At 64.2% G+C, this 26260-nt stretch carries 26 protein-coding genes; 18 read left to right on the top strand and 8 right to left on the bottom strand.

The window, feature by feature from the left end; translation table 11 throughout:
* Positions 1 to 32 precede the first annotated feature (32 nt).
* A complete protein-coding gene (locus LB558_RS02365; RefSeq protein ID WP_224696030.1) occupies positions 33 to 1283 on the top strand; it encodes an NAD(P)/FAD-dependent oxidoreductase in 1251 nt (416 codons plus the stop codon).
* Positions 1284 to 1306: 23 nt separating this feature from the next.
* Here LB558_RS02365 and LB558_RS02360 read toward each other — a convergent pair whose 3' ends face one another.
* Positions 1307 to 1723 (bottom strand): VOC family protein, encoded by a 417-nt coding sequence (locus tag LB558_RS02360; protein ID WP_224696029.1) that lies wholly within the window; start codon positions 1721 to 1723, stop codon positions 1307 to 1309.
* Positions 1724 to 1891: 168 nt separating this feature from the next.
* Between LB558_RS02360 and LB558_RS02355 the strand changes: the two genes are divergently transcribed.
* From LB558_RS02355 to lpxK, 6 genes are all read left to right on the top strand, one after another.
* A complete protein-coding gene (locus LB558_RS02355) occupies positions 1892 to 3235 on the top strand; it encodes a TldD/PmbA family protein (protein ID WP_224696028.1) in 1344 nt (447 codons plus the stop codon).
* Entirely contained in the window at positions 3222 to 4025 is an 804-nt protein-coding gene (locus LB558_RS02350) for a 3'(2'),5'-bisphosphate nucleotidase CysQ (RefSeq protein WP_224696027.1), read from the top strand. Before LB558_RS02355 ends, LB558_RS02350 begins: the two co-directional genes overlap by 14 nt.
* Positions 4026 to 4128: 103 nt before the next feature.
* A complete protein-coding gene (locus LB558_RS02345) occupies positions 4129 to 4374 on the top strand; it encodes a DUF4170 domain-containing protein (protein WP_127257990.1) in 246 nt (81 codons plus the stop codon).
* Positions 4375 to 4379: 5 nt separating this feature from the next.
* Positions 4380 to 5171: a lysophospholipid acyltransferase family protein gene (locus LB558_RS02340; protein WP_224696026.1), complete on the top strand. Its 792-nt coding sequence runs from the start codon at positions 4380 to 4382 to the stop codon at positions 5169 to 5171.
* Complete coding sequence (gene waaA / locus LB558_RS02335; protein ID WP_224696025.1) at positions 5168 to 6484, top strand: lipid IV(A) 3-deoxy-D-manno-octulosonic acid transferase; 1317 nt, start codon at positions 5168 to 5170, stop codon at positions 6482 to 6484. Before LB558_RS02340 ends, waaA begins: the two co-directional genes overlap by 4 nt.
* Position 6485: 1 nt before the next feature.
* A complete protein-coding gene (lpxK, locus tag LB558_RS02330) occupies positions 6486 to 7511 on the top strand; it encodes a tetraacyldisaccharide 4'-kinase (RefSeq protein WP_224696024.1) in 1026 nt (341 codons plus the stop codon).
* Here lpxK and LB558_RS02325 read toward each other — a convergent pair.
* Both LB558_RS02325 and LB558_RS02320 read right to left on the bottom strand, forming a co-directional pair.
* The gene (locus LB558_RS02325; protein ID WP_031213688.1) at positions 7508 to 7741 is read right to left on the bottom strand and encodes a DUF2093 domain-containing protein; all 234 of its coding nucleotides are present in this window, start codon (positions 7739 to 7741) and stop codon (positions 7508 to 7510) included. The two genes, lpxK and LB558_RS02325, sit on opposite strands and share 4 nt — an antisense overlap.
* 750 nt (positions 7742 to 8491) lie before the next feature.
* Positions 8492 to 9418, bottom strand: coding sequence for a LysR family transcriptional regulator (locus LB558_RS02320; protein WP_224696023.1), 927 nt, complete (start codon positions 9416 to 9418; stop codon positions 8492 to 8494).
* A gap of 91 nt (positions 9419 to 9509) precedes the next feature.
* On the opposite strand from LB558_RS02320, the gene LB558_RS02315 reads away from it, so the two are divergent.
* The 4 genes from LB558_RS02315 (at position 9510) to LB558_RS02300 (ending at position 12729) form a co-directional block, all read left to right on the top strand.
* Complete coding sequence (locus tag LB558_RS02315) at positions 9510 to 10403, top strand: DMT family transporter (protein ID WP_224696022.1); 894 nt, start codon at positions 9510 to 9512, stop codon at positions 10401 to 10403.
* A 164-nt stretch (positions 10404 to 10567) separates the two neighbouring features.
* The gene (locus LB558_RS02310; protein WP_224696021.1) at positions 10568 to 11443 is read left to right on the top strand and encodes an alpha/beta fold hydrolase; all 876 of its coding nucleotides are present in this window, start codon (positions 10568 to 10570) and stop codon (positions 11441 to 11443) included.
* A gap of 56 nt (positions 11444 to 11499) precedes the next feature.
* Entirely contained in the window at positions 11500 to 11826 is a 327-nt protein-coding gene (locus tag LB558_RS02305; protein WP_127258004.1) for an antibiotic biosynthesis monooxygenase family protein, read from the top strand.
* Positions 11827 to 11838: 12 nt separating this feature from the next.
* Entirely contained in the window at positions 11839 to 12729 is an 891-nt protein-coding gene (locus LB558_RS02300) for a DMT family transporter (RefSeq protein ID WP_224696020.1), read from the top strand.
* 70 nt (positions 12730 to 12799) lie between these two features.
* Here LB558_RS02300 and mutL read toward each other — a convergent pair whose 3' ends face one another.
* Both mutL and LB558_RS02290 read right to left on the bottom strand, forming a co-directional pair.
* Entirely contained in the window at positions 12800 to 14674 is a 1875-nt protein-coding gene (gene mutL / locus LB558_RS02295) for a DNA mismatch repair endonuclease MutL (protein ID WP_224696019.1), read from the bottom strand.
* A gap of 66 nt (positions 14675 to 14740) precedes the next feature.
* Positions 14741 to 15643 carry a LysR substrate-binding domain-containing protein gene (locus tag LB558_RS02290; RefSeq protein ID WP_224696018.1) on the bottom strand — a complete coding sequence of 301 codons (903 nt, stop codon included), beginning with the start codon at positions 15641 to 15643 and terminating at the stop codon, positions 14741 to 14743.
* A gap of 90 nt (positions 15644 to 15733) precedes the next feature.
* On the opposite strand from LB558_RS02290, the gene LB558_RS02285 reads away from it, so the two are divergent.
* From LB558_RS02285 to LB558_RS02270, 4 genes are all read left to right on the top strand, one after another.
* Positions 15734 to 17284, top strand: a complete 1551-nt coding sequence (locus LB558_RS02285) for a trimethylamine methyltransferase family protein (RefSeq protein ID WP_224696017.1) — start codon at positions 15734 to 15736, stop codon at positions 17282 to 17284.
* Positions 17285 to 17326: 42 nt separating this feature from the next.
* Complete coding sequence (locus tag LB558_RS02280; RefSeq protein ID WP_224696016.1) at positions 17327 to 18976, top strand: ABC transporter substrate-binding protein; 1650 nt, start codon at positions 17327 to 17329, stop codon at positions 18974 to 18976.
* A gap of 96 nt (positions 18977 to 19072) precedes the next feature.
* Positions 19073 to 19552 carry a DUF3828 domain-containing protein gene (locus tag LB558_RS02275; protein WP_224696015.1) on the top strand — a complete coding sequence of 160 codons (480 nt, stop codon included), beginning with the start codon at positions 19073 to 19075 and terminating at the stop codon, positions 19550 to 19552.
* A gap of 28 nt (positions 19553 to 19580) precedes the next feature.
* Positions 19581 to 20195, top strand: coding sequence for a hypothetical protein (locus LB558_RS02270; RefSeq protein ID WP_224696014.1), 615 nt, complete (start codon positions 19581 to 19583; stop codon positions 20193 to 20195).
* 8 nt (positions 20196 to 20203) lie between these two features.
* On the opposite strand, the gene queF is transcribed toward LB558_RS02270, so the two are convergent.
* Complete coding sequence (gene queF / locus LB558_RS02265; protein ID WP_027042220.1) at positions 20204 to 20665, bottom strand: preQ(1) synthase; 462 nt, start codon at positions 20663 to 20665, stop codon at positions 20204 to 20206.
* 100 nt (positions 20666 to 20765) lie between these two features.
* Here queF and LB558_RS02260 point away from each other — a divergent pair, with 100 nt between their 5' ends.
* A complete protein-coding gene (locus LB558_RS02260; RefSeq protein ID WP_224696013.1) occupies positions 20766 to 22811 on the top strand; it encodes an NADH:flavin oxidoreductase in 2046 nt (681 codons plus the stop codon).
* A 12-nt stretch (positions 22812 to 22823) separates the two neighbouring features.
* Here LB558_RS02260 and LB558_RS02255 read toward each other — a convergent pair whose 3' ends face one another.
* Complete coding sequence (locus LB558_RS02255) at positions 22824 to 23843, bottom strand: LacI family DNA-binding transcriptional regulator (protein ID WP_224696012.1); 1020 nt, start codon at positions 23841 to 23843, stop codon at positions 22824 to 22826.
* Between the two features lie 108 nt (positions 23844 to 23951).
* Between LB558_RS02255 and LB558_RS02250 the strand changes: the two genes are divergently transcribed.
* A complete protein-coding gene (locus LB558_RS02250) occupies positions 23952 to 25145 on the top strand; it encodes a phytanoyl-CoA dioxygenase family protein (RefSeq protein WP_224696011.1) in 1194 nt (397 codons plus the stop codon).
* A 150-nt stretch (positions 25146 to 25295) separates the two neighbouring features.
* On the opposite strand, the gene LB558_RS02245 is transcribed toward LB558_RS02250, so the two are convergent.
* Positions 25296 to 25703 (bottom strand): hypothetical protein, encoded by a 408-nt coding sequence (locus LB558_RS02245; protein WP_127258021.1) that lies wholly within the window; start codon positions 25701 to 25703, stop codon positions 25296 to 25298.
* Positions 25704 to 25818: 115 nt separating this feature from the next.
* Between LB558_RS02245 and LB558_RS02240 the strand changes: the two genes are divergently transcribed.
* Entirely contained in the window at positions 25819 to 26247 is a 429-nt protein-coding gene (locus LB558_RS02240; protein ID WP_224696010.1) for a MarR family winged helix-turn-helix transcriptional regulator, read from the top strand.
* Positions 26248 to 26260: the final 13 nt, after the last annotated feature.

The raw sequence follows: 26260 nt of genomic DNA, 5'->3' as shown, positions 1-26260 counted from the left end.
GGGATTTCAAGGTCAATCGGGAAGATCCAGCAGTGGCAGCACAGGAAACCGTTGAAATCGCCATTATCGGGGCCGGAGTTGTCGGGCTGGCGACGGCACTTCGCCTTGTCGCGGACGGCCGCGAAGTTCTGCTCATCGATCCGAACGAGCCGGGCTCCGGCGCGTCATCAGGCAATGCCGGAACGATCGCCGAATATGCCTGCATGCCGGTCGGCACTCCTGCCGTGATGCGGGCGTTGCCAAAGCTGCTGCTTGATCCCGACAGCCCGTTTTCGCTGCGCTGGCCGGCACTGCTGCAGCTGGCGCCATGGCTGGTCCGGTTCATGCGGCAATCGCTGCCGGCGGCGACCCGGGCCAATGCGCTGGCGCTCGCAGGACTGCTGGCCGACGCCCTCCCGGCCTGGGAAGACATGGTCGGGGAGGCCGGGCTGGAGGACCTGCTGCGCCGCAATGGCTGTCTTTACCTCTATCGCCGCGAGAGCGATTTTGCCGCTGGCGCCGGCGGCCGGGCGATGCGCGCTGGATTTGGCATCCACCAAGAGGTGCTGACTCCAGAAGAGGTGGCGGCACTTGAGCCGGGCCTGCCGGCGACAGCAGCGCATGGCGTTTATTTTCCCGACTCGATCAATGTCACCGATCCGGCAATGGTGATGCGGCGGTTGCTGGACGCGGTGAGCGCCCGTGGCGCATCGGTGAAGCAGGCTGAGATCACCGGGCTGCAGGTCGAGGCTGGCGGTGTCCAGCTCAGCGGTCCCGGCGTTCGCATTAAGGCTGGCACGGTGGTGATCGCCGCCGGTGCACGGTCACGCGCACTGGCCGCGCAGGCCGGCGACAGGATTCCGCTCGAGACCGAGCGAGGCTACCATCTGGAATTCCGGACCGACGCGCCGCTGCTCAACCGGCCTGTCTGTCCCGTCGATCTTGGTTTCTACCTGACGCCGATGACTGGCCGCTTGCGGGTCGCCGGTACCGTCGAACTCGGCGGACTGGTCGCGCCGCCAAATCCGCGCCGGCTGGCGCTGCTTGACCGCGGCGCCAGGCAAATTTTTCCCAGGCTCGGCTCGCCTGCCTCGCAATGGCTCGGCTTCCGGCCGTCCCTGCCGGATTCCAGGCCTGTCATCGGCGCTTCGCGCGGCAGCTCCCGCGTAATCCATGCTTTCGGGCACGGCCATCTCGGCCTGACGCTGGCTCCGATCACCGCGCGGTTGGTCGCCGACTTGATCGGCGGACGCGACGATCCAGCGCGGCTCGCACCTTTCGCGGCGGGCCGTTTCGGCCGTTGATCGACCGATGCCCTCGATCTGGGCTAATGGGCGAAAACCTGCTCCAGCGAGCGAAAGCCCTTGAATTCCAGGGCATTGCCCGAGGGGTCGCGGATGAACAGCGTTGCCTGTTCGCCGGGCTCGCCCTTGAAACGGACCATCGGCCGTTCCAGCCAGTCGATGTCGTCGCGCGCCTCCAGCCGTGTCGCCAGGCGCTGCCAGTCGTCCATCAGTAGCACGGCGCCGAAATGCGGGATCGGCACGACCATGCCGTCGACCTGGCCGTCGCTGGGTGCCTGTGCGGCCTGCGGCCGCAGATGCGCCGACATCTGGTGGCCGTAGAGGTCGAAGTCGACCCAGGTCGCTGACGAGCGGCCGATCGCACAGCCCAGCACCTCGCCATAGAAAACGCGGGTTTCATCGAGATCACGGACCGGGAAGGCGAGATGGAAGGGCGTCATTGAAAATGCTCCGTGCAGGCTGCGAACCGATTTTGCATGCCAGGGTTCGCGATTTGAACCGTCCACCCCGCATCTTGATTGAACCCTATGCCATTGCACAAGCCGGACCGGAACAATAGATGGGGTGGGCGACGGTCGCACACCGGCCGCACCAGCAGGATTTCAGGCATGACCGATATATCAGACGCAGCAAAATTGACCGACCGCGTCGCGGCCCTGGTCGAGGCTGCCAAAAAGGCCGGCGCCGATGCCGCCGACGCGGTGGCCGTGCGCGGCCGCTCGACCGGGGTGTCGGTGCGTCTCGGCAAGGTCGAGGCTACCGAAGCCTCCGAGAGCGAGGATGTGGCGCTTCGCGTTTTCGTCGGCGGCCGCGTGGCAAGTGTCTCCGCGACGGCAGCGTCCGACCCCAAAACACTGGCCGAGCGCGCCGTGGCGATGGCGAAAGTGTCGCCGCAGGATCCTTATCAGGGGCTCGCCGACCCGGCATTGCTCGCCAAACAGACGCGCGATCTCGACTTGTTCGACGCCACAGAAGTGTCGGCCGACCAGTTGAAAGAGGCGGCACTCGCGGCGGAATCGGCCGCCCTTGCCGTCAAGGGCGTCACCAATTCGGCCGGCGCCAGCGCCGGTGCCGGTCTTGGCGGCCTGGTGTTGGCCACCTCGCATGGCTTCCTCGGCCACTATGTCGGCTCACGTTTTTCGCGCTCGGCCAGCGTCATCGCCGGCGAGGGCACCGGCATGGAGCGCGACTATGAATTCTCCTCGCGCCAGCATTTCGCCGATCTCGATGCGCCCGAGGACATCGGCCGCAAGGCCGGCGAACGCGCCGTGCGCCGCATTGGCGCGCGCAAGGCGGCGACCGGGCCGGTCGACGTGGTGTTCGACCCGCGTGTCGCGCGCGGCATCGCCGGCCATCTGGCCGGTGCCATCAACGGTGCCTCGGTGGCGCGCAAGACGTCCTTCCTGCGTGACATGATGGGCAAGCAGGTGGCCGCATCCGCCATCACCGTCACCGACGAGCCGCTCCGGTTGCGTGGCCAGGCCTCGCGGCCGTTCGACGGTGAAGGCGTCGAGGGCGAAAAGCTGTTGATGGTCGAGAAGGGCGTGCTCAACCACTGGTTCCTGTCGACCTCGGCCGCGCGCGAGCTCGGCCTCGTCACCAACGGACGCGGCGCCCGCGGCGGCTCTTCCGTGACGCCGTCCTCCACCAATCTCGCCATCGAGCCTGGCGAGCGGTCGCCGGAAGAGCTGATCAAATCGCTCAAGACCGGCTTCTACGTCACCGAGGTGTTCGGCCAGGGTGTCGACATGGTCACCGGCGAATACAGCCGTGGCGCCTCGGGCTTCTGGATCGAGAATGGCGACCTGGCCTATCCGGTCGCCGAGGTCACCATCGCCTCGAACCTGAAGACCATGTTCCTCAACATGGTGCCGGCCAGCGACCTCGACCGCAATTTCGGCACTGCGGCCCCGACGCTCCTGATCGAAGGCATGACCCTTGCCGGAGCATGACCTGACCATAGCCGGGGCCACCGAAGACTTGCCGCTGCTGCGCGATGCCGCCCGCGAGGCGGGGGTCATCGCCATGCGCTACTTCGGCAACAGCCCGCAAGTCTGGATGAAGGGCGGCACATCGCCGGTGAGCGAGGCCGATCATGCCGCCGACGCCTATCTGCGCGAAACGCTGCTGGCGGCGCGGCCCGACTATGGCTGGCTGTCGGAAGAGACGGTCGACGATCCAATCCGGCTTTCGGCACGCCGCACCTTCGTCGTCGACCCGATCGACGGCACGCGCGGTTTCCTGGAAGGCCAGCGCACCTGGTGCGTCAGCGTCGCCGTCGTCGAGCATGGCCGCACGCTTGCCGGCGTGCTGGAATGCCCGGCGATGGAGGAGACCTACTGGGCGCTGCCCGGCCAGGGCGCCTTCCGCAACGGCAAGCGCATTGCGGTGCGCAAGCTGGCGGACACGGCCGAGATTTCCGGACTGAAGCAGTTGACCGACCTGATGCCGGCCGAATGGCAGGCGCGGCTGAAGCGGGCGCCCTACAGCCCTTCGCTCGCCTATCGGCTGGCCATGATTGCCAATGGCGCGCTGGACGCCACTTTCGTCAAGCCGAACGCGCATGACTGGGACATCGCGGCGGCCGACCTCATCTTGCGCGAGGCCGGCGGCCAGTTGCTCGACCAGCATGGTCGCGCTCCGCTCTATGCCGGCGAGGTGACCCGTCACGGCGCCCTTGCTGCCGGCAGCGGTGAATTGCTGGCCGTGCTCGCCGGTGTCATCGCCGGTCTGGACGCGTGAAAGCGTTTTCCCGGGCGAGATGAATTCATCTCGCCCTAAAGGTTCCAAAGTCGGCGGCTTTGGTCTAGACCTGTCACAAACTCACGATATGTGAAGGACCGACATGGCCGCGGAAGACGGAAAGAAACAGCTTTTGCATCTGGTGTTCGGTGGCGAACTGAAGAAGCTTGGCGGCACCGAATTCCGTGATCTCGAGGGGCTCGACATCGTCGGCATCTATCCCGACTATCAATCCGCGCACACGGCGTGGAAAGCCAAGGCGCAAGCCAGCGTGGACAACGCCCACATGCGTTACTTCGTCGTTCATCTGCATCGGCTGCTGGACCCTGACAACAAGGCTGCCGGTTGACTTCGATGGAGCATGACCTGGCGAAAGGGCCAGCAAGCGATGCCGCGCCCACGGGCAGGGGACGCAGCCGCACGACCAAGGCCTTCTGGCGCAAGATTCGCCAACCGCTGGCGCAGTCGCGATTCGTCAAGAACGCCATCGCCAGCCTGTTCGCCCAGTTCGTCCGCTTCGTGCGCCTCACCAATCGTGTCGTCGAGGGATCGGCACGGTTTTCGGGTGGGGCCTATACCGAGTTCGAGCCTGGCATCATCGCCTTGTGGCACGGCCAGCATCTGCTGACGCCGGCGTACTACCCCAAGCGCAAGCCGCTGGTCGCCATGGTCTCACGCAGCGCCGATGCCGAGCTCAACGCGCTGATGCTGGAGAAATTCGGCATCGAGGCGGTGCGCGGCTCGGGCGGGCGGGAAAATGCCAGGCACCTCGACAAGGGCGGGGCAAAAGCGCTTATCGCCCTGAAAAAGTCGCTCAGTGCCGGCAAGAACGTCGCCATGATCGCAGACATTCCGCACGGTACGCCGCGAGACGCAGGGCTTGGCATCGTTCTCCTGGCGCGACTCTCGGGCCGTCCGCTTGTGCCCGTCGCCATCACCACCAGCCGCCGCAAGGTGCTGGAGAAGAGCTGGGACAAGACCACCATCAACCTGCCGTTCGGCCGCTCGTCGATCGTCATCGGCCAGCCGATCTTCGTGGCTGCCGGCGCCGATGACGCCGAAATGGAGCGCAAGCGCCAGGAAGTGACGACCGCGCTCAATGCCGCGACCGCCGAGGCCTACCGTCTCGTGGATGCTCCTCGATGAGCGGCCGCTGGGCACGGACCATGCTGTCGGCATACCGGTTCGCGGGTGCGGCAGCCTATCCGCTGGTCGGACCCTACGTTGCCTGGCGCACCTCGCGCGGCAAGGAGGACCGCTACCGCCGCCGCGAGCGCTATGGCGTCGCCGGCCGCGCGCGTCCCGACGGGCCGGTGATCTGGATCCATGCCGCGAGCGTCGGTGAGACCATAGCCGTCGTGCCGCTGGTCGAAAGCATTCTCGACTATGGCGTCAACATCGTGCTGACGACCGGCACGGTCACCTCGGCGCAGGTCGCCGACGAGCGGCTCGGTGATCGGATCATCCATCAATACGTGCCGCTCGATCTCAAGCCGGCGGTCAGCCGGTTCCTCGATCACTGGCGGCCGGATCTGGCGATCATCGCCGAATCCGAGATCTGGCCGATGACCATCCTCGAGCTTGGCGCGCGCCGCGTGCCGCAGGTGCTGGTCAATGGCAGGCTGTCCGACCGCTCGTTCAAGTCGTGGAAGAAACGGGCCAACATCGCCGAGGCGTTGTTCGAGAACCTGGCTCACGTCGTGGCGCAGTCGGATGTCGATGGCGAGAGGTTTCTTGCGCTCGGCGCCCGGCCGGTCACCGTGTCGGGCAATCTCAAGGTCGATACCTCGCCGCCGCCCGTCGACGAACGGACGCTGGCGACGCTGCGGCGGCAGATAGGCACGCGCCCGACCTGGGCGGCGATCTCGACCCATGACGGCGAGGAAGTGGTCGCGGCGGAAGTTCACGCGACACTGCACAGGCGCCACCATGGTCTTCTGACCATCGTCGTTCCGCGTCATCCCGATCGCGGCGAGGCGCTTGCGGCGCAGATTTCCGGCATGGGCCTGAAGGTCGCGCGGCGCAGCAAGGGCGACAGGATCGCTGCCGACACGGACATATTGCTCGGCGACACGATCGGCGAGATGGGGCTCTATCTCAGGCTGACAGAAATCGCCTTCGTCGGCCGCTCGCTGACCTCCGAGGGTGGCCAGAACCCGCTGGAGCCGGCCATGCTCGACACGGCGGTTCTCGCTGGGCGCAATGTGCAGAATTTTCGCGAGGCCTACCAGCGTCTCCTGGACAGCGGCGGCGCCAAGCTGGTGCGCGATCGCGACATGCTGGCCGGCGCGGTCAATTTCCTCCTGACCAATGAAGTGGCGCGCCACGAGATGATGGCGGCGGGCGTAGCTACCGTCGACGAGATGCGCGGCGCGCTGGCGCGCACGCTGAAATCACTTGAGCCCTACATCCAGCCGCTGGTCGTCAAGTCGCGCCTGAAGGGCGCGAACGGACGCTAGCGTGGCCTCCGAAGCACCACCATTCTGGTGGGAAGAGCCGGACTGGCGGGTCCTGGCGCTATCACCGCTGTCGGCCATCTATGCCGCCGCCGCCGGCCGCGGCATGCGGCGGGCCAGGCGTGAGAAGATCGAGGCACCCGTTCTGTGCATCGGCAATTTCACGGTTGGCGGTACCGGCAAGACACCGGTGGCCATCGCGCTCGCCGAACAGGCCAAGCGCATGCACCTGAAACCTGGCTTCCTGTCGCGAGGCCATGGCGGCTCTTTCGCCGAGCCGCATGTCGTCGATATCGATCACGACAGCGCCCGGCATGTCGGTGACGAACCGCTGCTGCTGGCCGAACACGCGCCGGTGGCGGTGACGCCGAACCGCGCCGCCGGCGCCCGGCTGCTGCTGGAACGGCATGGCTGCGATTTCCTGATCATGGACGATGGCTTCCAGAGCGCCCGCATCCACATCGACTATGCGCTGGTCGTCGTCGATGCGCGCTATGGTATCGGCAACGGCCGCGTCATTCCGGGGGGGCCGCTCAGGGCCAAAATCGTCGACCAGCTGGTCTTCACCAGCGGGCTGTTGAAAATGGGCGAGGGCACCGCCGCCGACAGCGTGGTCCGCCAGGCGGCACGCGCCGGCCGGCCGATCTTCGAGGCCCATACAGAGCCGAGCGGCAAGGCAGGGCTTGCCGGCAAGCGGTTCCTCGCCTTCGCCGGTATCGGCCATCCCGAGAAATTCTTCGACACGGTGCGCGAAGCCGGCGGCGAGCTGGCATTGACGAGGCCGTTTCCGGACCATCATTTCTATGCCGAGGACGAGCTTGCCGAGCTGGCGGTGACCGCGCACGCCGAAGGGCTGGTGCTCATCACCACCGCCAAGGACGCCGCCCGGCTGCGCCACGGCGCCTCACAGGACTTCCTCGACCGGCTCGAGGTGCTGGAGATCGACACGGTCTTCGGACTCGACCACGTTCCCGAGCGCATCATCAACGAGACGCTCGATGCCTGGCGCCAGCGCAAGCTGAAGGGTTAACCGCGCTTACGCAGCTCCGGATGCATCTCGATTTCGCGGCGCAGCGAGGCGGTGGCGCTGATGTAGGGCTCTTGCCTGGCGACGCTCCAGTATTTCAACTCGTCGAGCGGAATGCTTTCGCCTGTCACCGCGCAGCGCACGAACGCGCCGGGACTGGTAACCTGGAAGTCGCCATCCAAATAGCGGATGCGGGCTTCCTTGCCGCCGGGGCCTTCGAAACGGTTCATCATGCGGGGACGCCAGGGTTCATGAGGATTTCATCGCCATAAATTCCCGGCGAGGTCAAGCATGCGACAAGCCTGAGACAATGCTGAACGCTTATTGTGGAGCGGAAAAATGGTGTTGGTGGGCCGCAATGGACATTTCGTCCACTCGTCTTCCCGTCTTGCTCAGGGAAGTGATGACGCCGCAGGCCGTGCCTTCGGGGCAGGCTGATCCAGTCATGACGGCACTGGTCAAGGCGCTGGTCCAACCGGCGGCGCCGTCTCGGCTTGCGCAACAGACAGCGCCAGCGCTGTTGACTTTGCCGGCGGCCCCGATGGCCGTGAAATCGCGCAGATCGCATCGGCTGGCATCGTCGATGCCTATCTTGCCCAGCTTGAGACGGGTGAAGAGGCGGCGTTGGCAACGGGCTTGGCGAGAAAGGCAAAACTCGAAGCCGAAACGCTGCGAGCCTTCTTGCCGCTTTCGGCAACGGCCAATGACAATGCCCCCGCCAGGGTTGCGGGGCTGTCATTGCTGTCGCTTATCCCGCCGCAGGCTCCAATCCCGCGCAACGCTGCCGCCCCGGGTACATTGGCGGGCAGGCACAGGCCGGCCAATCAATCCCATGCTGCGGCGCCGAGCCCTGAGCAGTTGCTGGTGAAAATTGGCTTCGTTCGATAATGGCCGGTTTGCTGGGAACCGTGATCCTTGGGTTCGTTCTGTTGTTGCTTCGCTGAGCGTCGAATCTGCTGGTTCTCGATATATGTCCGGAAGACTTATCGCTCGGCCTCGATAAACGCCTCGATCTTTTCCGGCGCCAGCCCGGCCTCTGCCGCGATGCGGCGGGCGAGGTCGGCCGCGGCGGCACGCGGCCGCCCCATCGGCCGGTCGAGCCAGTAGGACACCGGGTTGAGAGCCGTGCGCTCATCAACGGGCGTGATGCGGCCCGACTTTAATTGATGCCCGGTCAGGGGTGGGCGTGCCAGCGCGATGCCGAGCCCATAGGCGGCGGCGTCGAGCACCAGATTGTAGTCCTCGAAGCGGCGGTCCTGCGGGCGCGGGCGGTAGTCCATGCCTTGCGCGGCAAACCAGGCGCGCCAGGCAGACGCGTCGGAATCGTTGATCAGCGGATATTTGAGCAGCCGGGCAGGGTCGCCGCGGCCGATCTCGCGGGCAAGCTCGGGCGAGGCAACGGGAAAGACATGTTCCTCGAAAAGCTGCACCGAGACCCGGCCCGGAATGCCGCCTCGGCCACAGCGGATGGAGAGATCTATGCCCTCATCGGCAAGATCGGCCTGGCGGATGTCGACATCGAGCACGATGCGCAGCTTGGAGGGATTGTTCTCCAGCGCCGCCATGCGCGGCATCAGCCACAGCCCACTGACCGAGGGGATCGAGGTCAGCCGCACCACGGCCGTGCCACGCGGCTCGACCCAGCGGTCGGAATGGGTCGATATCAGCGCAAAGGCTTCTGCCGTGCGCAGATGCAGCCGGTTCCCCTCGATCGTCAGCGAGACGCCGCGCGCACCACGGTCGAAGACTTTCAATCCCAGCCAGTCCTCGAGCTTGGCGATCTGCCGGCTGACGGCGCCATGGGTGATGTTGAGCTTTTCGGCGGCCGCCGAAAAGCTGCCTGTCCGCGCCGCCGCATCGAAGGCGCGCAGCGTTTCGAGCGGCACCATTGTGTCCGAGCTGTGATCCATAGTCACAGGTGATCCTCGATTTGGTCGTTTGTCAACCAGGATGAAAAGGCGTTTTCTGCCTCTCAGGACCGAAGAATACGAGGGCAGTGAGATGAGCGCGATGACGGGCACGTTGAATTCGACACAGCGGATGGACACCACGGCAGCCATCGCGGTGGCGCTGACGGTGGTTGGTTGGGCCTCCGCCTTTCCGGCCATCCGCGCCGGTCTCGCCGCCTTCGGACCGCTGGAACTCGGCGCGTTGCGCTTTGCCATCGCCGCGGTGCCGGCGGCGATCTTCCTGGCCGTCAAGCGCCCCGCGCTGCCCAGGCTGGACGAAGTGTGGCGCCTGGTCTTTGGCGGCGCCATCTTCGTCGCGCTCTACACCGTCATGCTCAATTTCGGCGAACTGACCGTCTCTGCCGGTGCCGCCGGCTTCATCATCAACGTCAGCCCGATTTTCACCGCCATCATGGCGATGGCGCTGCTCGGAGAACGTTTTTCGGGCATGGCCTGGGCCGGCACGGTGATTTCCTTCGCCGGCATTGGCGTCATCGCCATGGCCGACGGGCATGGCCTCTCATTCAACACCGGTGCTCTTCTGGTGCTTGGTTCGGCCTTGTGCTCGGCCGTCAACACAATCGTCCAGAAGCCGCTGTTTGCCCGCCATCATCCGTTGACCATTTCGGCTTCGAACATGGTGCTCGGCGCACTATGCTTGGCGCCCTTCCTGCCGTCGGCCTTTTCGCGGGCGGCGGTCGCCGATACGGCAGGCCTTGGCGCCGTCATCTTTCTCGGTATCGTGCCCAGCCTCATCGCCTATGCCGCCTGGGCGACCGCGCTGTCGCGTCTGCCGGCGGCACGCGCCTCCAACTTCCTCTATCTGGTCTCGCCGATGTCCGCGCTGATCGGCTTCTTCTGGCTGGGCGAAGTCCCCACGCTGCTCGGCATAATCGGCGGCGCGCTGGCGCTGGGCGGTGTCATCGTGGTGAATTTGAAGAGATGAATTGTTAAGTCGGAGCCCATTCCCCAGTGGGAGTTGCGCCTTGGCCCGCCTTGCTGGTCATCCGGAGACCGGGCTGATCCATATCGCCGGCCGTCCGCTTCCCTCATTCGGAACGATCCCTCGGTCAAAGGCGTTTAGCCGGTGTTTATTCGACGGAGGTCCGAATGCCGGGTGCAACGACGCACCGACGCATGCAACTGGATGATCTATCCATTTTTTATCGCGAGGCAGGGCCGCCAGAAGCACCTGTCTTGCTCTTGCCGCACAGCTATCCCTGTTCTTCGTTCCAATTCCGCCGACTGATGCCGGCGCTCGCCGACCGTTGGCGAACGATTGCATTCGACTGGCCCGGCTTCGGATACAGTGGCACACCCGATCCGGCCGCCTTTGGCTATGATTTCGACGCCTATTGCGACGTGCTTTCCAAGCTTGCCGATGAATTCGGTCTCGAACGCTACGCCTTGTGGCTGCATGATTATGGCTCGCAGATAGGACTCCGGCATGCGATCTCGCACCCGGAGCGGATCAGCGCCCTGATCATCCAGAACGGCGACATCTACGAGGACGTGCTTGGTCCCAAATACGCCGCGATCAAAGCTTGGTGGATCGACAAGACGTCCGACAAGCACCGTCCGCTCGAGGCTGCGGTGAGTGAGGACGGGTTCCGGGCCGAGTTCATCGGGGAAGTGGCTGACGACGTCGCCACGCGCGTGCCGCCCGATCTCTGGAATCTTCACTGGCCACTGATGAACACGCCGGTTCGCCGGCAGATCGCCGTCGGCCTGATGGAGAAGCTGGAAGCCAATCTCACCTGGTTTCCGCGCTACCAGGCTTATTTGCGTGAACACCACCCGCCCACGCTGATCCTTTGGGGGCCAGAGGATGGCTATATGCCCGCGGCGTCGGCACGGGCCTATCATCGCGATCTGCCCGATGCGGAACTGCATCTGATCGAGAGTGCGGGTCATTGGCTGCTCGAGACACATTTCGACGACGCGCTGCCGCTGGTCCGCGATTTCCTGGCTCGTGTTCACGCCTGATCCCAACCGGCGTCCGCTATGTTCAGTTGCTGGCCGCTTGACTGAAGGAGAACCTCATGCCGACCAAACCGACCATCGCGCGCATCTGGCGCGGTCGCACCCGCCGCGACATCGCCGACGCCTATGAGCCATACCTGCGTGCCGAGGGTATTCCGCCCCTCGAGAAGACGGCGCTTGGCGTCCAATTGCTGCGCGAAGACCGAGGTGACGAGACGTGGTTCACAACCATCTCGTATTGGGCCGACATGCAAGCGATGACCGCCTTTACCAAAGGCGAACCGACCAAAGTCCATCATCTGGACCGCGATGCCGAGTTCCTGATCGAACTGCCGGAGCGGATCGACATCCACCGGATACTTGTCGATCGTCAGGGACTGCGCTGAGCGGCGAATCTGGTGGTTCGCAACCTCGCCTTCTTCGCGGTGATGTCGCTGATCTGGGGGCTGACCTGGGCGGCGATCAAGCTCGGTCTTAATGACGTGCCTCCGCTCCTGCTGGCCGCGGCGCGCTATTTGCTGACCACCGCGCTTCTGGCAACAGCGGTGCGTGGAGCCGGCGCGGCATTCGCCCACGGGCGAACGGGGCGGACGGTGGTCTCGGCATTGCTGGTCAACACCGGCACCTACGGACTGCTTTTCTGGGGAATGCAGCACGTGCCCTCGGGATTGTCGGGGCTGGTCAACCTGGCGCTGATCCCGATCCTGCTGTTCGCGATTGCCGCACTCACCGGCGAGGAGCGACCGACCTGGCGCCACGCTTGCGCGCTCGCTATCGGCAGCATCGGGCTGGTTGGGCTATTCTGGACGCGGCTTGGCGCGGGAAGCGGTTCGAGCGGCATCGGACTCGCCGCGATCGTCGTTGCGACCGCCTGTTACTGCGTCGGCAGCGTGGTTTCGCGCCCGCTGGTGGGCGCGGTCAAACCGCTGGCGCTGACAATGGTCCAGGCTGCGATCGGCGGTGTGGCACTGCTTGCGCTGTCGCTTGTGCTGGAGCCGATCTCGGATGAGACACTCGAGGCGCTGCTCACGCCGGCCGCCATCGGCAGTCTGCTGTTCCTGTCGCTGTTTGGCACGATCGTCGCCTATACGCTCTATCTCGTGTTGATGCGTGACTGGGGTACGGTGCGTGCCGGGCTCTACGCCTTCGTTTCGCCGATTGTCGCTTTAGCGGCAGGAGCCTGGCTCTTCGGCGAGGCGGTCGGCTGGGCTGAAATCGCCGGGGCGATCCTCCTGCTGGCGGCGGCTGCGATCGCGCTGCTCAGGCCGCGAGGCGAAAATCGCGGGTGACCACATTGTCGGCCGGCCTGGGACCTGCTGGCCTCGAGCGGGAAGCGATAGGCGAGCAATCCGTGCGCAGCTATCGCCGCCCGAAAAGCCGCTCGATATCCGCCAGCTTGAGTTCGATGTAGGTCGGACGACCGTGGTTGCAGGTGCCCGAACCGGGCGTCGCCTCCATCTGTCGCAGCAGCGCGTTCATCTCCTCGGCCTTGAGCAGGCGGCCGGAGCGCACAGAGCCGTGGCACGCCATGGTCGCGGCTATTCTGTCCAGCCGCTCCTTCAGCGTGTCGACCGTATCGTTGTCGGCGATCTCGTCGGTGAGGTCGCGCACCAATTGCTGGACATTGGTTTCGCCGAGCATCGACGGCGTCTCGCGCACCGCGACGGCGCCGGGGCCGAAGCGCTCGATGCCGAGACCGAAGCGGGCCAGAGTTTCCGAATGCAGCGCAAGCCGCTCGGCATCCTCCTCCGGCAGGTCGATGATCTCGGGCAGAAGCAGCATCTGCGAGGGCACCGGGCGCGAGTGCAGCGCATTCTTCAGCGCCTCGTAGACCAGCCGTTCATGCGCCGCATGCTGGTCGACGATGATGAGCGAATCCCTGGTCTGGGCGACGATGTAGTTCTCATGCACCTGGGCGCGCGCTGCCCCCAGAACCGCGCCGAGCAGGGTCTCGGCCGCTTCATCCTGCCCTGGGCGTGCATCGGCGCTGGCAAGCGGACCGGCATCGAAAGCCGCTTGCTGGTTTTCACGCAAGCCGCGCTGCTCGAAGCCCGCACCCTCGAAACCCGTATCGAGCGGCCGCTGCGACGACCGGGCGGGATCGAAGCCGGACGGACCCGACGCGCGGTAGGCCGCGTCGTAGCTGCGGTGGCCGTTTGCCGGTCCGCCGTGGCCGTAGGATGCGGCCCCTGGCCGGAACGCCGCCATCATGCCGGCGGCCCCCGTGGTGGCGGCGCGGACGCCGGCATCGGTCAGTGCCTGTCGGATCCCCCCGACGATCAGTCCGCGCACAAGGCCGGGATCGCGGAAGCGCACATCGGCCTTGGCTGGATGGACATTGACGTCGACGATGGCCGGGTCGAGCGTCAGGAACAGCACCGTCACCGCATGCCGGTCGCGCGGCAGGACGTCGGCATAGGCACCGCGTATGGCGCCGGCGATCAGTTTGTCGCGCACCGGACGGCCGTTCACATAGGCATATTGCTGCAGCGCGTTGGCGCGGGTGAAGGACGGGATCGACACGTGGCCGGTCAGATGCACGCCTTCGCGCATCGCGTCGAGGGCAATCGAATTGTCGGGAAAGTCGGTGCCCATCACCTGGGCGACACGGCGCAGGCTGCCTTCCGCGCTGCCACCCGCTGCCGGCAATTCCAGCGTCGAGCGGTCCGAGCCGGCCAGCGTGAAGCGCACGGCGGGGAAGGCGATGGCGATGCGCTTGACCACATCGCTGGTGGCCGAGCTTTCGGCGCGCTCGCCCTTCATGAACTTTAATCGGGCCGGCGTTGCGAAGAACAGGTCGCGCACCTCGACCGTGGTGCCGCGATTGGCCGCCGCCGGCCTGACAGGCAGGACGCGGCCACCCTCGATGCCGATCTCGGCCGCGCTGTCACTTGCTGCCGTGCGCGAGCGGATCGAAAGTCGCGACACCGAGCCGATCGACGGCAACGCTTCGCCGCGGAAGCCGAGTGAGCGGATGTCGTTGATATCCTCGGTGAGCTTGGAGGTGCAATGACGTGCGATCGCCAGCGCCATCTCCCGTTCGGGAATGCCGGAGCCGTCATCGGTGACGCGGATCAGGTTCAGCCCGCCGCCGGCTGTGACGATCTCGACGCGCGAAGCACCGGCATCGAGCGCATTCTCGACCAGTTCCTTGACCACGCTCGCCGGACGCTCGATGACTTCGCCGGCGGCGATCTGGTTGATCATCGTTTCGGAAAGCTGGCGGATGGGCATGGGAGCACTATAGGCGGATTCGGGTCGTGCGGGAGGGGCAGAAATTGTGGATCAGTGGAAAACGAACTATGCTTGCGCGGCCAACCAGTCGCGCACCTTGCGGGCGTTGTCGCTGAGTTCCCGGTTCTTCGGCCAGACGACATAGAACGCCTTGCCGGTCTTCAGCACATGATCCGTCACCGGCACCAGCAGGCCAGATGCCAGCAGCCGCTCGGCGAGATGCCGCCAGCCGAGAGCGATGCCTTGGCCTTCCATGACGCCCTGGATCACCAGGCCATAGTCGTTGATGCGCAGGCCGCGCGCGGTATCGCTGAAATTGGCGCCGGCCGACTGGAACCATTCGTCCCAACTGGCCGCCTCGCGATACGGCTCTTCCAGATGGATGAGGCGGTGCGTGGCCAGTTCGGCAGCGGATTTGGGCAGGCCGAACTTTGCCGCGTAGCTGGTGCCGGCGACGGGAAATATCTCCTCGTCCGCCAGCGGCAATGAGTGATAGTCCGGCCAGTCCCGCGGCGCGCCGCCGCGCACGCCGAGCGGAATGCCTTCCGCGATGATGTCGAGGTCGCGGTCGGCGGTCTGGATACGCAGGTCGATGCCCGGCAGTTCGTCGCGGAACTGCTGCAGGCGCGGCATCATCCAGAACGAACCGAAGGCCGTCGACGCGGCCAGCGTCACATGGCCGCCGCTTGCCTGCAGGCGCAGATCCTCAGCCGACTTGCGGATATGCGAAAGGCCGAGCGAAACGTCGGCGTGGAAGCGCTCGCCGGCCTCGGTCAGGATGACCTGGCGGTGGCGGCGCTGGAACAGCTTGGCGCCAAGCTGTTCTTCCAGCCCTCGCACTGCATAGGAGACGGCGGCCTGCGTCATACCGAGCTCTCGCCCGGCGGCGGTGAAGCTCGACAGGCGCCCGGCCGCCTCGAAGACGATCAGGCTGCCGGCCGAGGGCAAGAGGTGGCGCAGGCTTCGCATAAGCTGAGCTTATACAAGAGATCAGGATTTTCCAGCGTCACATCACCATTTTGTCGCGCTAGGCTCCCTCTAGAGTGGAGTGGAGTTGCCATGAACGCACCGGCCCCTGAAGTGACCGAACATGCCAACCGCCGCAGTGGCGGCCGCCTGGGGCGCAAGGCCCTGCGCGGAGCTCCCGTAACCTCGTTCCCGACCCTGGTCCGCCAGATCCCCGTCTACCAGATGGTTCCCGATGAGGCGGTCGAGCTGATCCACGAGGAGTCGCTCTTGATCCTCGAAGAGGTGGGATGCGAGTTCCGCGACGACGAGGCTATCGCACTGTGGAAGGCGGCGGGTGCGGATGTCTCGGAAACTCGTGTGCGGATCGACCGGGCCCTCCTGATGGAACTGGTATCGAAGGTCCCGTCGGAGTTCACGCTCAATGCGAGGAATCCGCAGCGTACGGTGCGGGTGGGCGGCAACAATACCATCTTCGTGCCGATGTATGGCGCGCCTTATGTTCGCGATCTCGACAACAACAGGCGCTACGGCACGCTGGCCGACCTCAACAATTTCCATAAGCTCGCCTACATGGCGCCGGCGCTGCATTCATCGAGTTCGGTCATTTGCGAGCCGATGGAAATCGCGGTGCCGAAGCGTCACCTCCACATCATCCATTCCGCGCTTAAGCATTCCGACAAGCCGTTCATGGGCATCGTCACGTCCAAGGAGCGGGCGGAAGACACGATGGCGATGGCAGGCATCGTGTTCGGCGAGGATTATGTCCGCGACAATCCGGTCCTGGTATCGATCACCAACTGCAATTCGCCGCTGGTGTGGGACGCCACCATGCTGGACGCGATGAAGGTCTATGCGCGAAGCAACCAGCCGCTGATCCTCGCACCCTTCGCACTGTGCGGCGCCTCGACTTCGGCGTCGGCCGTCGGGGCAGTCGCGCAGGTCAATGCGGAAGCGCTGGCGGGCGTCGCCTTCACGCAGCTGCTGCGCCCGGGTTCGCCGCAGATCTACGGACAGTTCATGGTCACCGTGGACATGAAGACCGGCGCTCCGATGGGCGGCACGCCCGAGGCGGCGCAGATGATGTATCTGATGGGAGCGCTGGCGCGCAAATACCGGCTGCCGTGGCGCACGTCCGGCTTCCATGTCGGATCGAAGCTCAACGACGCCCAGGCGGGTTACGAGGCGAACATGCTGATGCATGCCGCCATCCTCGCCGGCGCCAACTACATCTGGCACTCCGCCGGATGGCTCGAGGCCGGCCTGACCTGCGGCTATTCGAAATTCGCCACCGACTGCGAACAGCTCATCGGCTGGTACAAATATGCCGGCGGTCTGCCGTTCGACGATTTCAAGGAAGCCATGGCGGCCATCCGCGAGGTCGGGCCGCAGGGCCATTTCCTCGGCACCCAGCATACGCTGGAACATTTCGAGTCCGCCTTCTTCATGCCCTCGATCATGGACTTCAATTCGTTCGAACAGTGGAAGGCAGAAGGGGCGAAGGACCACGACACGCGCGGCCGCGAGAAGGCGCGCAACATGCTGGCGGATTACGAGGAGCCGAAGCTCGACGAAGGCATCGCCGATGGCCTGATGGATTTCATCGCGCGGCGCGAGGAGAAGCTGCCGGACAGCGTCAGTTGAGACGAAGACCCAAGATCAAAGGGAACCAGACGGGAGGAAAAAATGGCATTCTTCAGAAGCAGTGGCGATCGCGTGCCGAGCGCTATCGAGGCAATGGCGGTCGAAGCACGCGCGGGTCGTGTCGACCGGCGCGAGTTCCTGGCGCTGGCAAGCGCCTTCGGCGCATCGACGGCGCTTGCCTATGGCATGATCGGCCTTGCCGTGCCGGATCGGGCCTTGGCCGAAGAGCCGAAGAAAGGCGGAACGCTGCGCGTCTCGATGTCGGTGAAGGGACAGAAGGATCCGCGCACCTACGACTGGGTGGAACTGGCGAACATTTCGCGCTGCTGGCTGGAGCCGCTTGTCCGCTACACCAGGCAGTTCACCTTCGAGCCGGTCCTTCTCGAAAGCTGGGATATCAATGACGACGCCACCGAATACGTGCTGCATGTGCGCAAGGGCATCACATGGAACAATGGAGATGCCTTCAACGCCGATGACGTCGCTCACAATCTGACGCGCTGGTGCGAGAAGAATGTCGCCGGCAATTCCATGGCCGCCCGGGTCGGCGCGCTGATCGACGCAAAGACCGGCAAGGCCAGGGATGGCGCGATCACCAAGGTCGACGACAACACTGTCAAGCTGAAGCTAAGCGAACCCGACATTTCACTGATCCCGAATTTCACCGACTATCCGGCGCTCGTCGTCCATCGCAGCTTCGATGCCGACGGTGCCGATCCGATCAAGAAACCGATCGGCACGGGCCCGTTCGAACTTGTCTCCTACGATGTCGGCCAGAAGGCGGTCGTCAAGCGTCGTGAGAATGGCAAATGGTGGGGTGGTGAGGCGCCGCTCGACAGCGTCGAGTTCATCGACTACGGCACCGATTTCAACGCCACCGTGAACGCGTTCGAATCCGGTGAGATCGACCTCAATTTCGAGTCGCCCGCCGATTTCATCGACATTCTCGACAAGATGGATCTGGTGAAATCGGAGGTGGCGACGGCGACGACGCTGGTTGCCCGCACCAACATCACCCACAAGCCCTACGACGACAAGCGGGTGCGCAACGCCCTGCAAATGGCCGTCGACAACAATGCGGTTCTCCAACTTGGGTATGCCGGGCGAGGCACCCCTGGCGAGAACCACCACGTTGCCCCCATCCATCCGGAATACTACCCGCTGCCCAAGAAGACACGCGACGCCGCCGGCGCCAAGAAGCTGATGGCGGAAGCCGGACAGGCTGACTTCGAGCATGAGTTGATCACCATCGAGGACGATTGGCAGAAGAATACCGGCGACGCCATTGCCGGCCAGTTGCGCGATGCCGGGATCAAGGTGAAGCGCACGGTGCTGCCGGGTTCGACCTTCTGGAACGACTGGACGAAATATCCCTATTCGATGACGATCTGGTACATGCGCCCGCTTGGCGTCCAGGTGCTGGCGCTCGGCTATCGCACCGGCGAGGCCTGGAACGAATCGGCATATTCCAACCCCGATTTCGACGCCAAGCTCAAGCAGGCTCTATCGCTGATCGACGTGGCCAAGCGCAAGGAGGTCATGGAGGATGTCGAGCAGATCCTGCAGGATTCGGGCGTCATTATTCAGCCGTTCTGGCAGAAGCTCTACAGCCACCAGAACAAGCGGGTGAAGAACTATGGTGTCCATCAGACATTCGAGATGGACCTTCAGAACGTCTGGCTGGACGGCTGAAACAAGGCGCCGCAGGACTTCATGAGCCGCAAAAAAGCCGAGATGCAGGATACGTGGTATTGATAGGCTCAAGCCATCAAAAGCCGGAGATTCTGCATGAGACTGACAGTGCTCGCTGCCGCCCTTTCGATAGCCTTGCCGGCGGCCGCCGTCGCCGGACCGGCGTCCAACGCCGTGAAGTTCTTCTATGTGCCGGCAGTCAAGTTCGAGGCCGACGAACAATATCGGGATCGGTTCACCGAGCCGGTGACGAAACTGTTCGACCTGAACGACCAGGCAACGAAAAGGAACCCGGACCAGGTTGCCTGCATCGATTTCGATCCTGGTCTGGACGCCCAGGATTTCGATCAGAAGACCGTCTCGAAAACGCTGAAACTGTCTGAGAAGCTGGATGGCGACAACGCAGAGGTTACCGCGACGTTCAGCCTTTTTTCGGAAGGTGATGATTCCAAACGTGAAATGCTCTGGTCGCTCAAGAAGCTCGACGGCAAGTGGAAGATATCGGACATCGCCTCCAAGACCAGCGACTGGACGCTCAGCGCGCTGGAATGCATGGCCGGCCAGACGCCGGAGTGAAGCGATGGCCCATCGCCGGAGTGAAGCGATGGCCCATCGCCGGTTCCTGGCACTGTCGACCATGTGCCTGCTGGCGGTGGGTCTGAGCGGTGCCGACGCCCAAGGTTTGTTGGGTCCGGCGCCGGCAAGCGCCCCGGCTGACGCCGCGCCGGGCGACAGCGGGGCGCCGCCCGCAAATGCGCCCGGAACCGGGGTGGAACCAAAAACGCCGCCGGTCGGATGGGCGCCAGCCGAGGCAGCGCCGGCAGCACCCGTCCAGCCGGGATCCCCGACAGCGGTGGTGCGGCCGTTTTACGATCAGGTCGGACTGGAGATCGATCCGGCCGAGCGCAGCCATTTCATCGATCCGGCCAAAACCGTGCTCGACAAGAGCGACGCCTTGCGCAAATCCGGGCAGGGCGAGTGCCTCGACCCCAACATGGCGCTCGACAATGCCGATTATGACAAGGCCGAGATCGACAAGAGCCTGAAGACGCTCGAGGCGATCAACGGCGACCAGGCCAAGGTCATCGTCGCCTTCGTGACATCGGGCAACCCGCACAGGCTGGAATGGAAATTCAAGAAGGTCGAGGGCGACTGGAAGATATCGGACCTGCTGTCGGTGACCGGCGAATGGGCACTCAGTCAATATCAGTGCGAATGAGCGGGAGACTAACCCCGCCCGCGATAGGGCGCCACCCCGGTGTCGGGCAGCCAGGCGCCTTCGGGCGGAGCGCCGGTTTGCCAGAACACATCGATCGGAATGCCGCCGCGTGGATACCAATAGCCGCCTATGCGCAACCACAGCGGCTTGGTTGCCGCCACGATGCGGCGGCCGATCATGACGGTGCAGTCTTCATGGAAGGCGCCATGGTTGCGAAACGAGGTCATGAACAGCTTGAGCGACTTCGATTCCACCAGAGCCGCATCGGGTGCGTAGTCGATGACGATATGGGCGAAGTCCGGCTGGCCGGTGACGGGGCACAGCGAGGTGAATTCCGGGCAGGTGAAGCGCACGATCGCCGGCGGTCCGTCACCGCGCGAAAACGGTACAGTCTCCAGGACCGCTGCTTCGGGGCTTCGTGGCGTCTCGACGTGCGCGCCGAGCTGGGTGAGGGTTTTGGTGTCGATCATGGGCCCAATCCTTGTCGCATGCACCCGGAGTGCCTGCGGGACGACATGCTTGAAAACGAATTTTGCCGCTCATAGCACAATTTGAAACCGCAGGAAGACGATGACCAGCAACGATCCGCTTCTCCAGCCCTACCAGCTCAAACACCTGACGCTGAAGAACCGGGTCATGTCGACCAGCCATGAGCCGGCCTATTCCGAGGACGGCATGCCCAAACAGCGCTACCGGCTCTACCATGCAGAGAAGGCCAAGGGCGGCATGGCGCTGACAATGACCGCCGGCTCGGCGATCGTCTCGCGCGACAGCCCGGCCGCTTTCGGCAATCTGCATGTCTATGACGACAGGATCGTGCCGTGGCTGGCCGAGCTCGCTGACGCCTGCCACGAGCATGACTGCAAGGTGATGATCCAGATCACCCATCTCGGCCGCCGTACCGGCTGGAACAAGGCCGACTGGCTGCCGGTGCTCTCGGCCTCGCCGGTGCGTGAGCCGGCGCATCGCGCATTCCCGAAGACGATCGAGGACTGGGACATCGAGCGCATCGTGGCCGACTATGCTTCAGCCGCCCAGCGTTGCGAAGCCGCCGGCCTCGACGGCATCGAGTTCGAATCCTACGGCCATCTGATGGACGGCTTCTGGTCGCCGGCCACCAACCATCGCGACGACGAGTTCGGCGGCTCGCTGGACAACCGCCTGCGCTTCACCAACATGGTGCTTGATGCTGTGCGGGCAGCCGTCGGGGACAAATTTGTCGTCGGCATCCGCATGGTCGCCGACGAAGATTTCGAGAAAGGCCTGTCGAAGGCGGAGGGGATCGAGATCGCCAGGCGGCTGGCCGGCTCCGGCAAGGTCGATTTCCTCAACATCATTCGGGGCTCGATCGAGAGCGATGCGGCGCTGACCAAGGTCATCCCGGTCGCCGGCATGCGCTCTTCGCCGCATCTCGATTTCGCCGGAGAGGTGAGGGCGGCGACGAAATTCCCGACCTTCCATGCGGCGCGCATATCCGACGTCGCCACAGCACGCCACGCCATCGCCACCGGCAAGCTCGACATGGTCGGCATGACCCGCGCCCATATCGCCGATCCACACATCATCAAAAAGGTTATGGAGGGGCGCGAGCATGAGATCCGCCCGTGCGTGGGCGCCACCTATTGTCTCGACCGCATCTATGAGGGCGGCGAAGCGCTCTGCGTCCACAATGCCGCGACCGGCCGCGAGGCCGAAATCCCGCATATCATCGTCAAGGCCGAAGGACCGAAGCAGAAAATCGTGGTCGTCGGAGCCGGCGCTGGCGGGCTGGAGGTTGCGCGGGTCGCGGCTGAGCGCGGCCACAAGGTGATGGTGCTTGAAGCATCGAGCCAGGCCGGCGGCCAGGTGCGATTGGCGACGCAGAACCCGCGCCGCAAGGAACTGATCGGTATCATCGACTGGCGGCTGGCTGAACTCGACCGGCTCGGCGTCGAGATCCGCTACGACACCTGGGCGGAAAAAGATGATGTCCTGGCGCTGTCGCCCGATGTGGTGGTGGTCGCGACCGGCGGCCTGCCGCAGAATCCGCCGCTGACGGCCGGCGACAATCTTGTCACCTCCAGCTGGGACATCATGGCCGGCAGCGTCAAGCCGGCCGAAAATGTGCTGCTCTATGACGACAATGGCGGCCATCAGGGCATGGGCGCCGCCGAACTGATCGCCAATGCCGGCTCGAAACTCGAGCTCGTATCGCCGGAGCGTTTCTTTGCCCCGGAAATGGGCGGCATGAACCATGTGCCCTACATGCGCGCCTTTCAGGAAAAGGGCGTCACCATCACCATCAACACGCGGCTGCGTTCGGTGCGGCGCGAGGGCAATCAACTGATCGCAGAGCTGGCTTCGGATTTCGCCGATGGCTGGCGCGGCGAGCGCAGGGTCGACCAGGTGGTGGTCGAGCACGGCACGCTGCCGCTCGATGATCTTTACCTCTCGCTGAAGCCCCTGTCGAAGAATGGCGGCGCGGTGGACTACGAGCGTCTGGTGAGTGGTGGCGACATCTTTCCGGCCCGTAATCCGCAAGGCGGTTTCGTGCTGTTCCGCATCGGCGACGCGGTCGCATCGCGCAACATCCATGCCGCCATCTATGACGGCATCAGGTTCGGCTTGCGGATCTGATGCGCGGCTCACTCAGACCGGCATGTTGAACGGCGTGATGATCTGGACATTGGACGCACCCGGTGCGACCGATTTCGGCAAAGCCCCCTGTGCCCGCATGATGTAGATACAGGCCGTCCGCATATCCTGCCGGAGATCGTGATACAAGACGGCCGAGATGCGTCGGTTTCGCAGCAATTCGAGATTGTCGACGTCGAGATCATGGCCGATGAAGACACGGCAAGGCCGCTTCAATTCGGCGAATGCCTGCACGATGGACGCGTTTCCACCGCCGATTGAATACACGGCCGCAATGTCGGGATGATTGGTCAGTGCGGTGCGGACCAATTCGCCCGTCGCGCGATCGATGCCGTGCCCTTCGCTGATGTCGACGATCCCAAGGTCGGGAAAGTGTTCGCGCAGGGCCCGGCGAAAGCCGATCTCGCGCTCCTCCTCGCCCCGGAACCGGTTGCTGCTCAAGGTGACAAGGACATTGGCGCGTCGTTCACCAAGCCATACGCCGATCAGATAGGCGGCCGTCTCGCCGGCGGCACGGTTGTCGACGCCGACATAGGCCAGCCGGCGGCTGTTCGGCAGATCGGTAACCAGCGTCACCACCGGTACTCCTGACTGAACGAGCCGGTCCACCGCAGCCGCTATCTCGGGCACATCAGGAGCCTTGAGGAATATACCGTTGCTGCCGCGACGGGCGATCGCCTCAAGCAATGAGACGGTGTTGGCCGCCGCGCGCATTTCGGCAAGGTGATAGCGCGAACGGAATACGGCGGGGTGGAGCCCAGGCATCTCGGCTTCCAGCGCCATGCGCACCACTTCGGTAAAGCGCAGCGGAGCCTCCATGACGAGATCGAGAATGAACTTGCGCCCTGACAAGCCAAGTTGGGAGCGTTGCGTTTCCAGTTCGCGGATCGCTTGCTCGATCCGGCGGATTGTGTGCTGACGCACGCCGTCGCGCCGATGCAGAACGCGGTCGACCGTGGCGATGCTGACGCCGGCTTGCAGGGCGATGTCCTTCACCAGAAATGGATGCGACATCAGTCGACCCGATCAACTATGAGGTGTTTTTGAGGTGTTTCAGCCGTATGTCTCATGTCAGGCAAAGCTATACTTCCGGCATTCAGTCGAAGCCAGAGGGAGGATGCCATGAAGGCCGATAATTCCGCCGAGCTCAGATCCGATCGCGTTTGGCTCACAGCTGATACGTGCAGCATCGACGACTTCGCGGCGTCCACGCAGCGAACGACAAATCCGGCAGATTATCCATTTGCGTCCGAGGTCCAGAAAAACGTGTTGATCTACGACGGTGCTTTGGTGCGCGCCGCAGCACGTGATCCGGACAGGCGCAAAGCTCTTCTCGCCGAGTGGGTCGAGGCGATGACCGACGGCCCAGGTGTGGTCGTCTTCCGTGGCGCCTTCGAGAATGTTGCGCCGATCGATGCCGCGACGGAAGCGTTCAACGCCATCATTGCCGAAGAGCGCGCGGCCGGAGCAGGCGGTGGCGACCATTTTGCCAAGCCCGGCGCCAACGACCGGATCTGGAATGCGCTGGAGAAGCTTTGCCTGCGTGATCCCGGGACTTTTGCCGCCTATTACCGCAACGAGATTGTCGCCCTGATATCGGAAGCATGGCTCGGGCCGGCCTACCAGCTGACGTCTCAGGTGAACAATGTCAGGCCGGGCGGCGCGTCGCAGTCGGCGCACCGGGATTATCATCTCGGCTTCCAGACCGCGTCGATCATCGAACGTTATCCGGTGCACGTCCATCGGATTTCGCCGGTGTTGACGCTGCAAGGCGCGGTCGCCCATTGCGACATGCCGGTGGAAAGCGGGCCTACGCTCTATTTGCCCTATTCGCAGACCTATCTTCCCGGATACCTTGCGATGAACCGCCCCGAGTTTCAGGCCTATTTCGCCGAGCATCACGTTCAACTGCCTCTGAGGAAAGGCGATGCGGCTTTCTTCAATCCGGCTCTGTTCCATGCCGCCGGTACCAACCGATCCGCCGATATCCAGCGTATGGCGAATCTGTTGCAGGTGTCGTCGGCCTATGGTCGCGCCATGGAGAGTGTGGATCGGACCCGCATCAGCGCGGTTCTCTATCCCGTTCTGCTACGCATGCTGGGCGATGCCAGCCTGACCAGGGCGGCGGCTGACAATGCCATAGCGTCTTCGGCGGAAGGATACTCCTTCCCCACCAATTTGGATCGTGACCCGCCGCTCGGCGGCCTCGCACCCGAAACACAGCAGGCGCTTTTCCACCGCGCTCTCGATGCGAGATGGGAACCTGCCGCCTTCCTGAAGGCACTCGAAGACCAGGCGCGCAAGAAGCTGACCTGAGAAAGTCTGCTGTCGCAATAGGCGGCGCTGATGGCGCGCGGTCGGACCTGCGTACGAGAGCCCGTGTACCTCGGTCTGGCCGCGCGCCCGCACGTCATAGGCTCGTCGCCAGACAACGTACGATTCTGTGGATGTGCTGCGTGGCGGCGCTCAAAACATTCTGGCGGTGGCCATGCACAGCACGGTCAGCACCAGCAGCCCCCCGGCGATGCGCTCGCCTCTTGTCATCTTCGCGCGCAACTGGCTTTCCGTTGCCGCATCAGCACCGGCAAGTTGCCTGCTGGCTGAGCCCACCAGCGCGCCTTGCACGCCCGCGGCGATCAGGGCGGTCACGATGCCCAGCGCCAGCACCTTCTCCATCGAGCCGAAAACGCCCTCGTGAAAGAAATACCAGAGCAGTATGCCGGTCAGGAAAACCAGACCGGCAGCGCCCATTTGCGGCCGGAAGAACCGTTCCGCCCGGATGTCCGGGTCACGGCCGACCGCGATGGTCGTGCCCGCCCAGAATACGCCTGCCATGACATGAAGACCGATAACGACGATGTAGACATATTGCATGACCGGATTTCCTCTTTAGCCCGCATTCCTGGATAATTAGATGTCGAACGGTTAGATGTCAATATATGAGTCGGGCCAGTTCCATCCGTGCATGACACCGTCTAGTGTTCTGGCAATGACACCCTTCGAACGTCCGCCAGTCGGCATGAATCTCGGACGAACCGCCAAGCTGGTTGCCCAAGCCTTCGACGCTGCCCTGGTCGAGGCTGGCGGCACGCTGCCGGTCTGGCTCACTCTGCTGTCGGTCAAGTCGAGCAAGCTTGCCAATCAGCGTGAACTCGCCGGCATGATCGGCATCCAGGGCGCGACGTTGACCCACCATCTCAACGCGATGGAGGCGCAGGGCCTGCTGACGCGCCGCCGTGATCCCGTCAACCGCCGCGTTCATCTGGTCGAATTGACCGAGGCCGGAGAAGCGATGTTCGAGACACTACGCAAGGCCGCGCTTTCCTTCGACAAGCGGCTGCGGGTGGGATTGTCCGACGATAGGCTGGCGGAGTTCGCGCAGGTGCTGGCCGTGTTGCGGGCCAATGTGGGAGGGTAGGCGCGCGCCGATC

The organism is Mesorhizobium sp. CO1-1-8 (assembly GCF_020164875.1).
In the GTDB taxonomy this organism is placed as follows: domain Bacteria; phylum Pseudomonadota; class Alphaproteobacteria; order Rhizobiales; family Rhizobiaceae; genus Mesorhizobium.
The sequence above is the reverse complement of the archived record's forward strand: the minus strand, read 5'-3'. Positions and strand labels throughout refer to the sequence as shown.

What these genes read in the sequence shown, in the direction of transcription:
- LB558_RS02260 (WP_224696013.1), top strand. Translation starts at nt 20,766, where the DNA reads ATGACCAGCAACGATCCGCTTCTCCAGCCCTACCAGCTCAAACACCTG.
- LB558_RS02305 (WP_127258004.1), top strand. Translation starts at nt 11,500, where the DNA reads ATGCCGACCAAACCGACCATCGCGCGCATCTGGCGCGGTCGCACCCGC.
- LB558_RS02310 (WP_224696021.1), top strand. Translation starts at nt 10,568, where the DNA reads ATGCCGGGTGCAACGACGCACCGACGCATGCAACTGGATGATCTATCC.
- mutL (WP_224696019.1), bottom strand. Translation starts at nt 14,674, where the DNA reads ATGCCCATCCGCCAGCTTTCCGAAACGATGATCAACCAGATCGCCGCC.
- LB558_RS02280 (WP_224696016.1), top strand. Translation starts at nt 17,327, where the DNA reads ATGGCATTCTTCAGAAGCAGTGGCGATCGCGTGCCGAGCGCTATCGAG.
- LB558_RS02275 (WP_224696015.1), top strand. Translation starts at nt 19,073, where the DNA reads ATGAGACTGACAGTGCTCGCTGCCGCCCTTTCGATAGCCTTGCCGGCG.
- LB558_RS02315 (WP_224696022.1), top strand. Translation starts at nt 9,510, where the DNA reads ATGAGCGCGATGACGGGCACGTTGAATTCGACACAGCGGATGGACACC.
- LB558_RS02240 (WP_224696010.1), top strand. Translation starts at nt 25,819, where the DNA reads ATGACACCCTTCGAACGTCCGCCAGTCGGCATGAATCTCGGACGAACC.
- LB558_RS02255 (WP_224696012.1), bottom strand. Translation starts at nt 23,843, where the DNA reads ATGTCGCATCCATTTCTGGTGAAGGACATCGCCCTGCAAGCCGGCGTC.
- LB558_RS02325 (WP_031213688.1), bottom strand. Translation starts at nt 7,741, where the DNA reads ATGATGAACCGTTTCGAAGGCCCCGGCGGCAAGGAAGCCCGCATCCGC.
- queF (WP_027042220.1), bottom strand. Translation starts at nt 20,665, where the DNA reads ATGATCGACACCAAAACCCTCACCCAGCTCGGCGCGCACGTCGAGACG.
- LB558_RS02245 (WP_127258021.1), bottom strand. Translation starts at nt 25,703, where the DNA reads ATGCAATATGTCTACATCGTCGTTATCGGTCTTCATGTCATGGCAGGC.
- waaA (WP_224696025.1), top strand. Translation starts at nt 5,168, where the DNA reads ATGAGCGGCCGCTGGGCACGGACCATGCTGTCGGCATACCGGTTCGCG.
- LB558_RS02320 (WP_224696023.1), bottom strand. Translation starts at nt 9,418, where the DNA reads ATGGATCACAGCTCGGACACAATGGTGCCGCTCGAAACGCTGCGCGCC.
- LB558_RS02285 (WP_224696017.1), top strand. Translation starts at nt 15,734, where the DNA reads ATGAACGCACCGGCCCCTGAAGTGACCGAACATGCCAACCGCCGCAGT.
- LB558_RS02355 (WP_224696028.1), top strand. Translation starts at nt 1,892, where the DNA reads ATGACCGATATATCAGACGCAGCAAAATTGACCGACCGCGTCGCGGCC.
- LB558_RS02340 (WP_224696026.1), top strand. Translation starts at nt 4,380, where the DNA reads ATGGAGCATGACCTGGCGAAAGGGCCAGCAAGCGATGCCGCGCCCACG.
- LB558_RS02270 (WP_224696014.1), top strand. Translation starts at nt 19,581, where the DNA reads ATGGCCCATCGCCGGTTCCTGGCACTGTCGACCATGTGCCTGCTGGCG.
- LB558_RS02360 (WP_224696029.1), bottom strand. Translation starts at nt 1,723, where the DNA reads ATGACGCCCTTCCATCTCGCCTTCCCGGTCCGTGATCTCGATGAAACC.
- LB558_RS02250 (WP_224696011.1), top strand. Translation starts at nt 23,952, where the DNA reads ATGAAGGCCGATAATTCCGCCGAGCTCAGATCCGATCGCGTTTGGCTC.
- LB558_RS02290 (WP_224696018.1), bottom strand. Translation starts at nt 15,643, where the DNA reads ATGCGAAGCCTGCGCCACCTCTTGCCCTCGGCCGGCAGCCTGATCGTC.
- LB558_RS02345 (WP_127257990.1), top strand. Translation starts at nt 4,129, where the DNA reads ATGGCCGCGGAAGACGGAAAGAAACAGCTTTTGCATCTGGTGTTCGGT.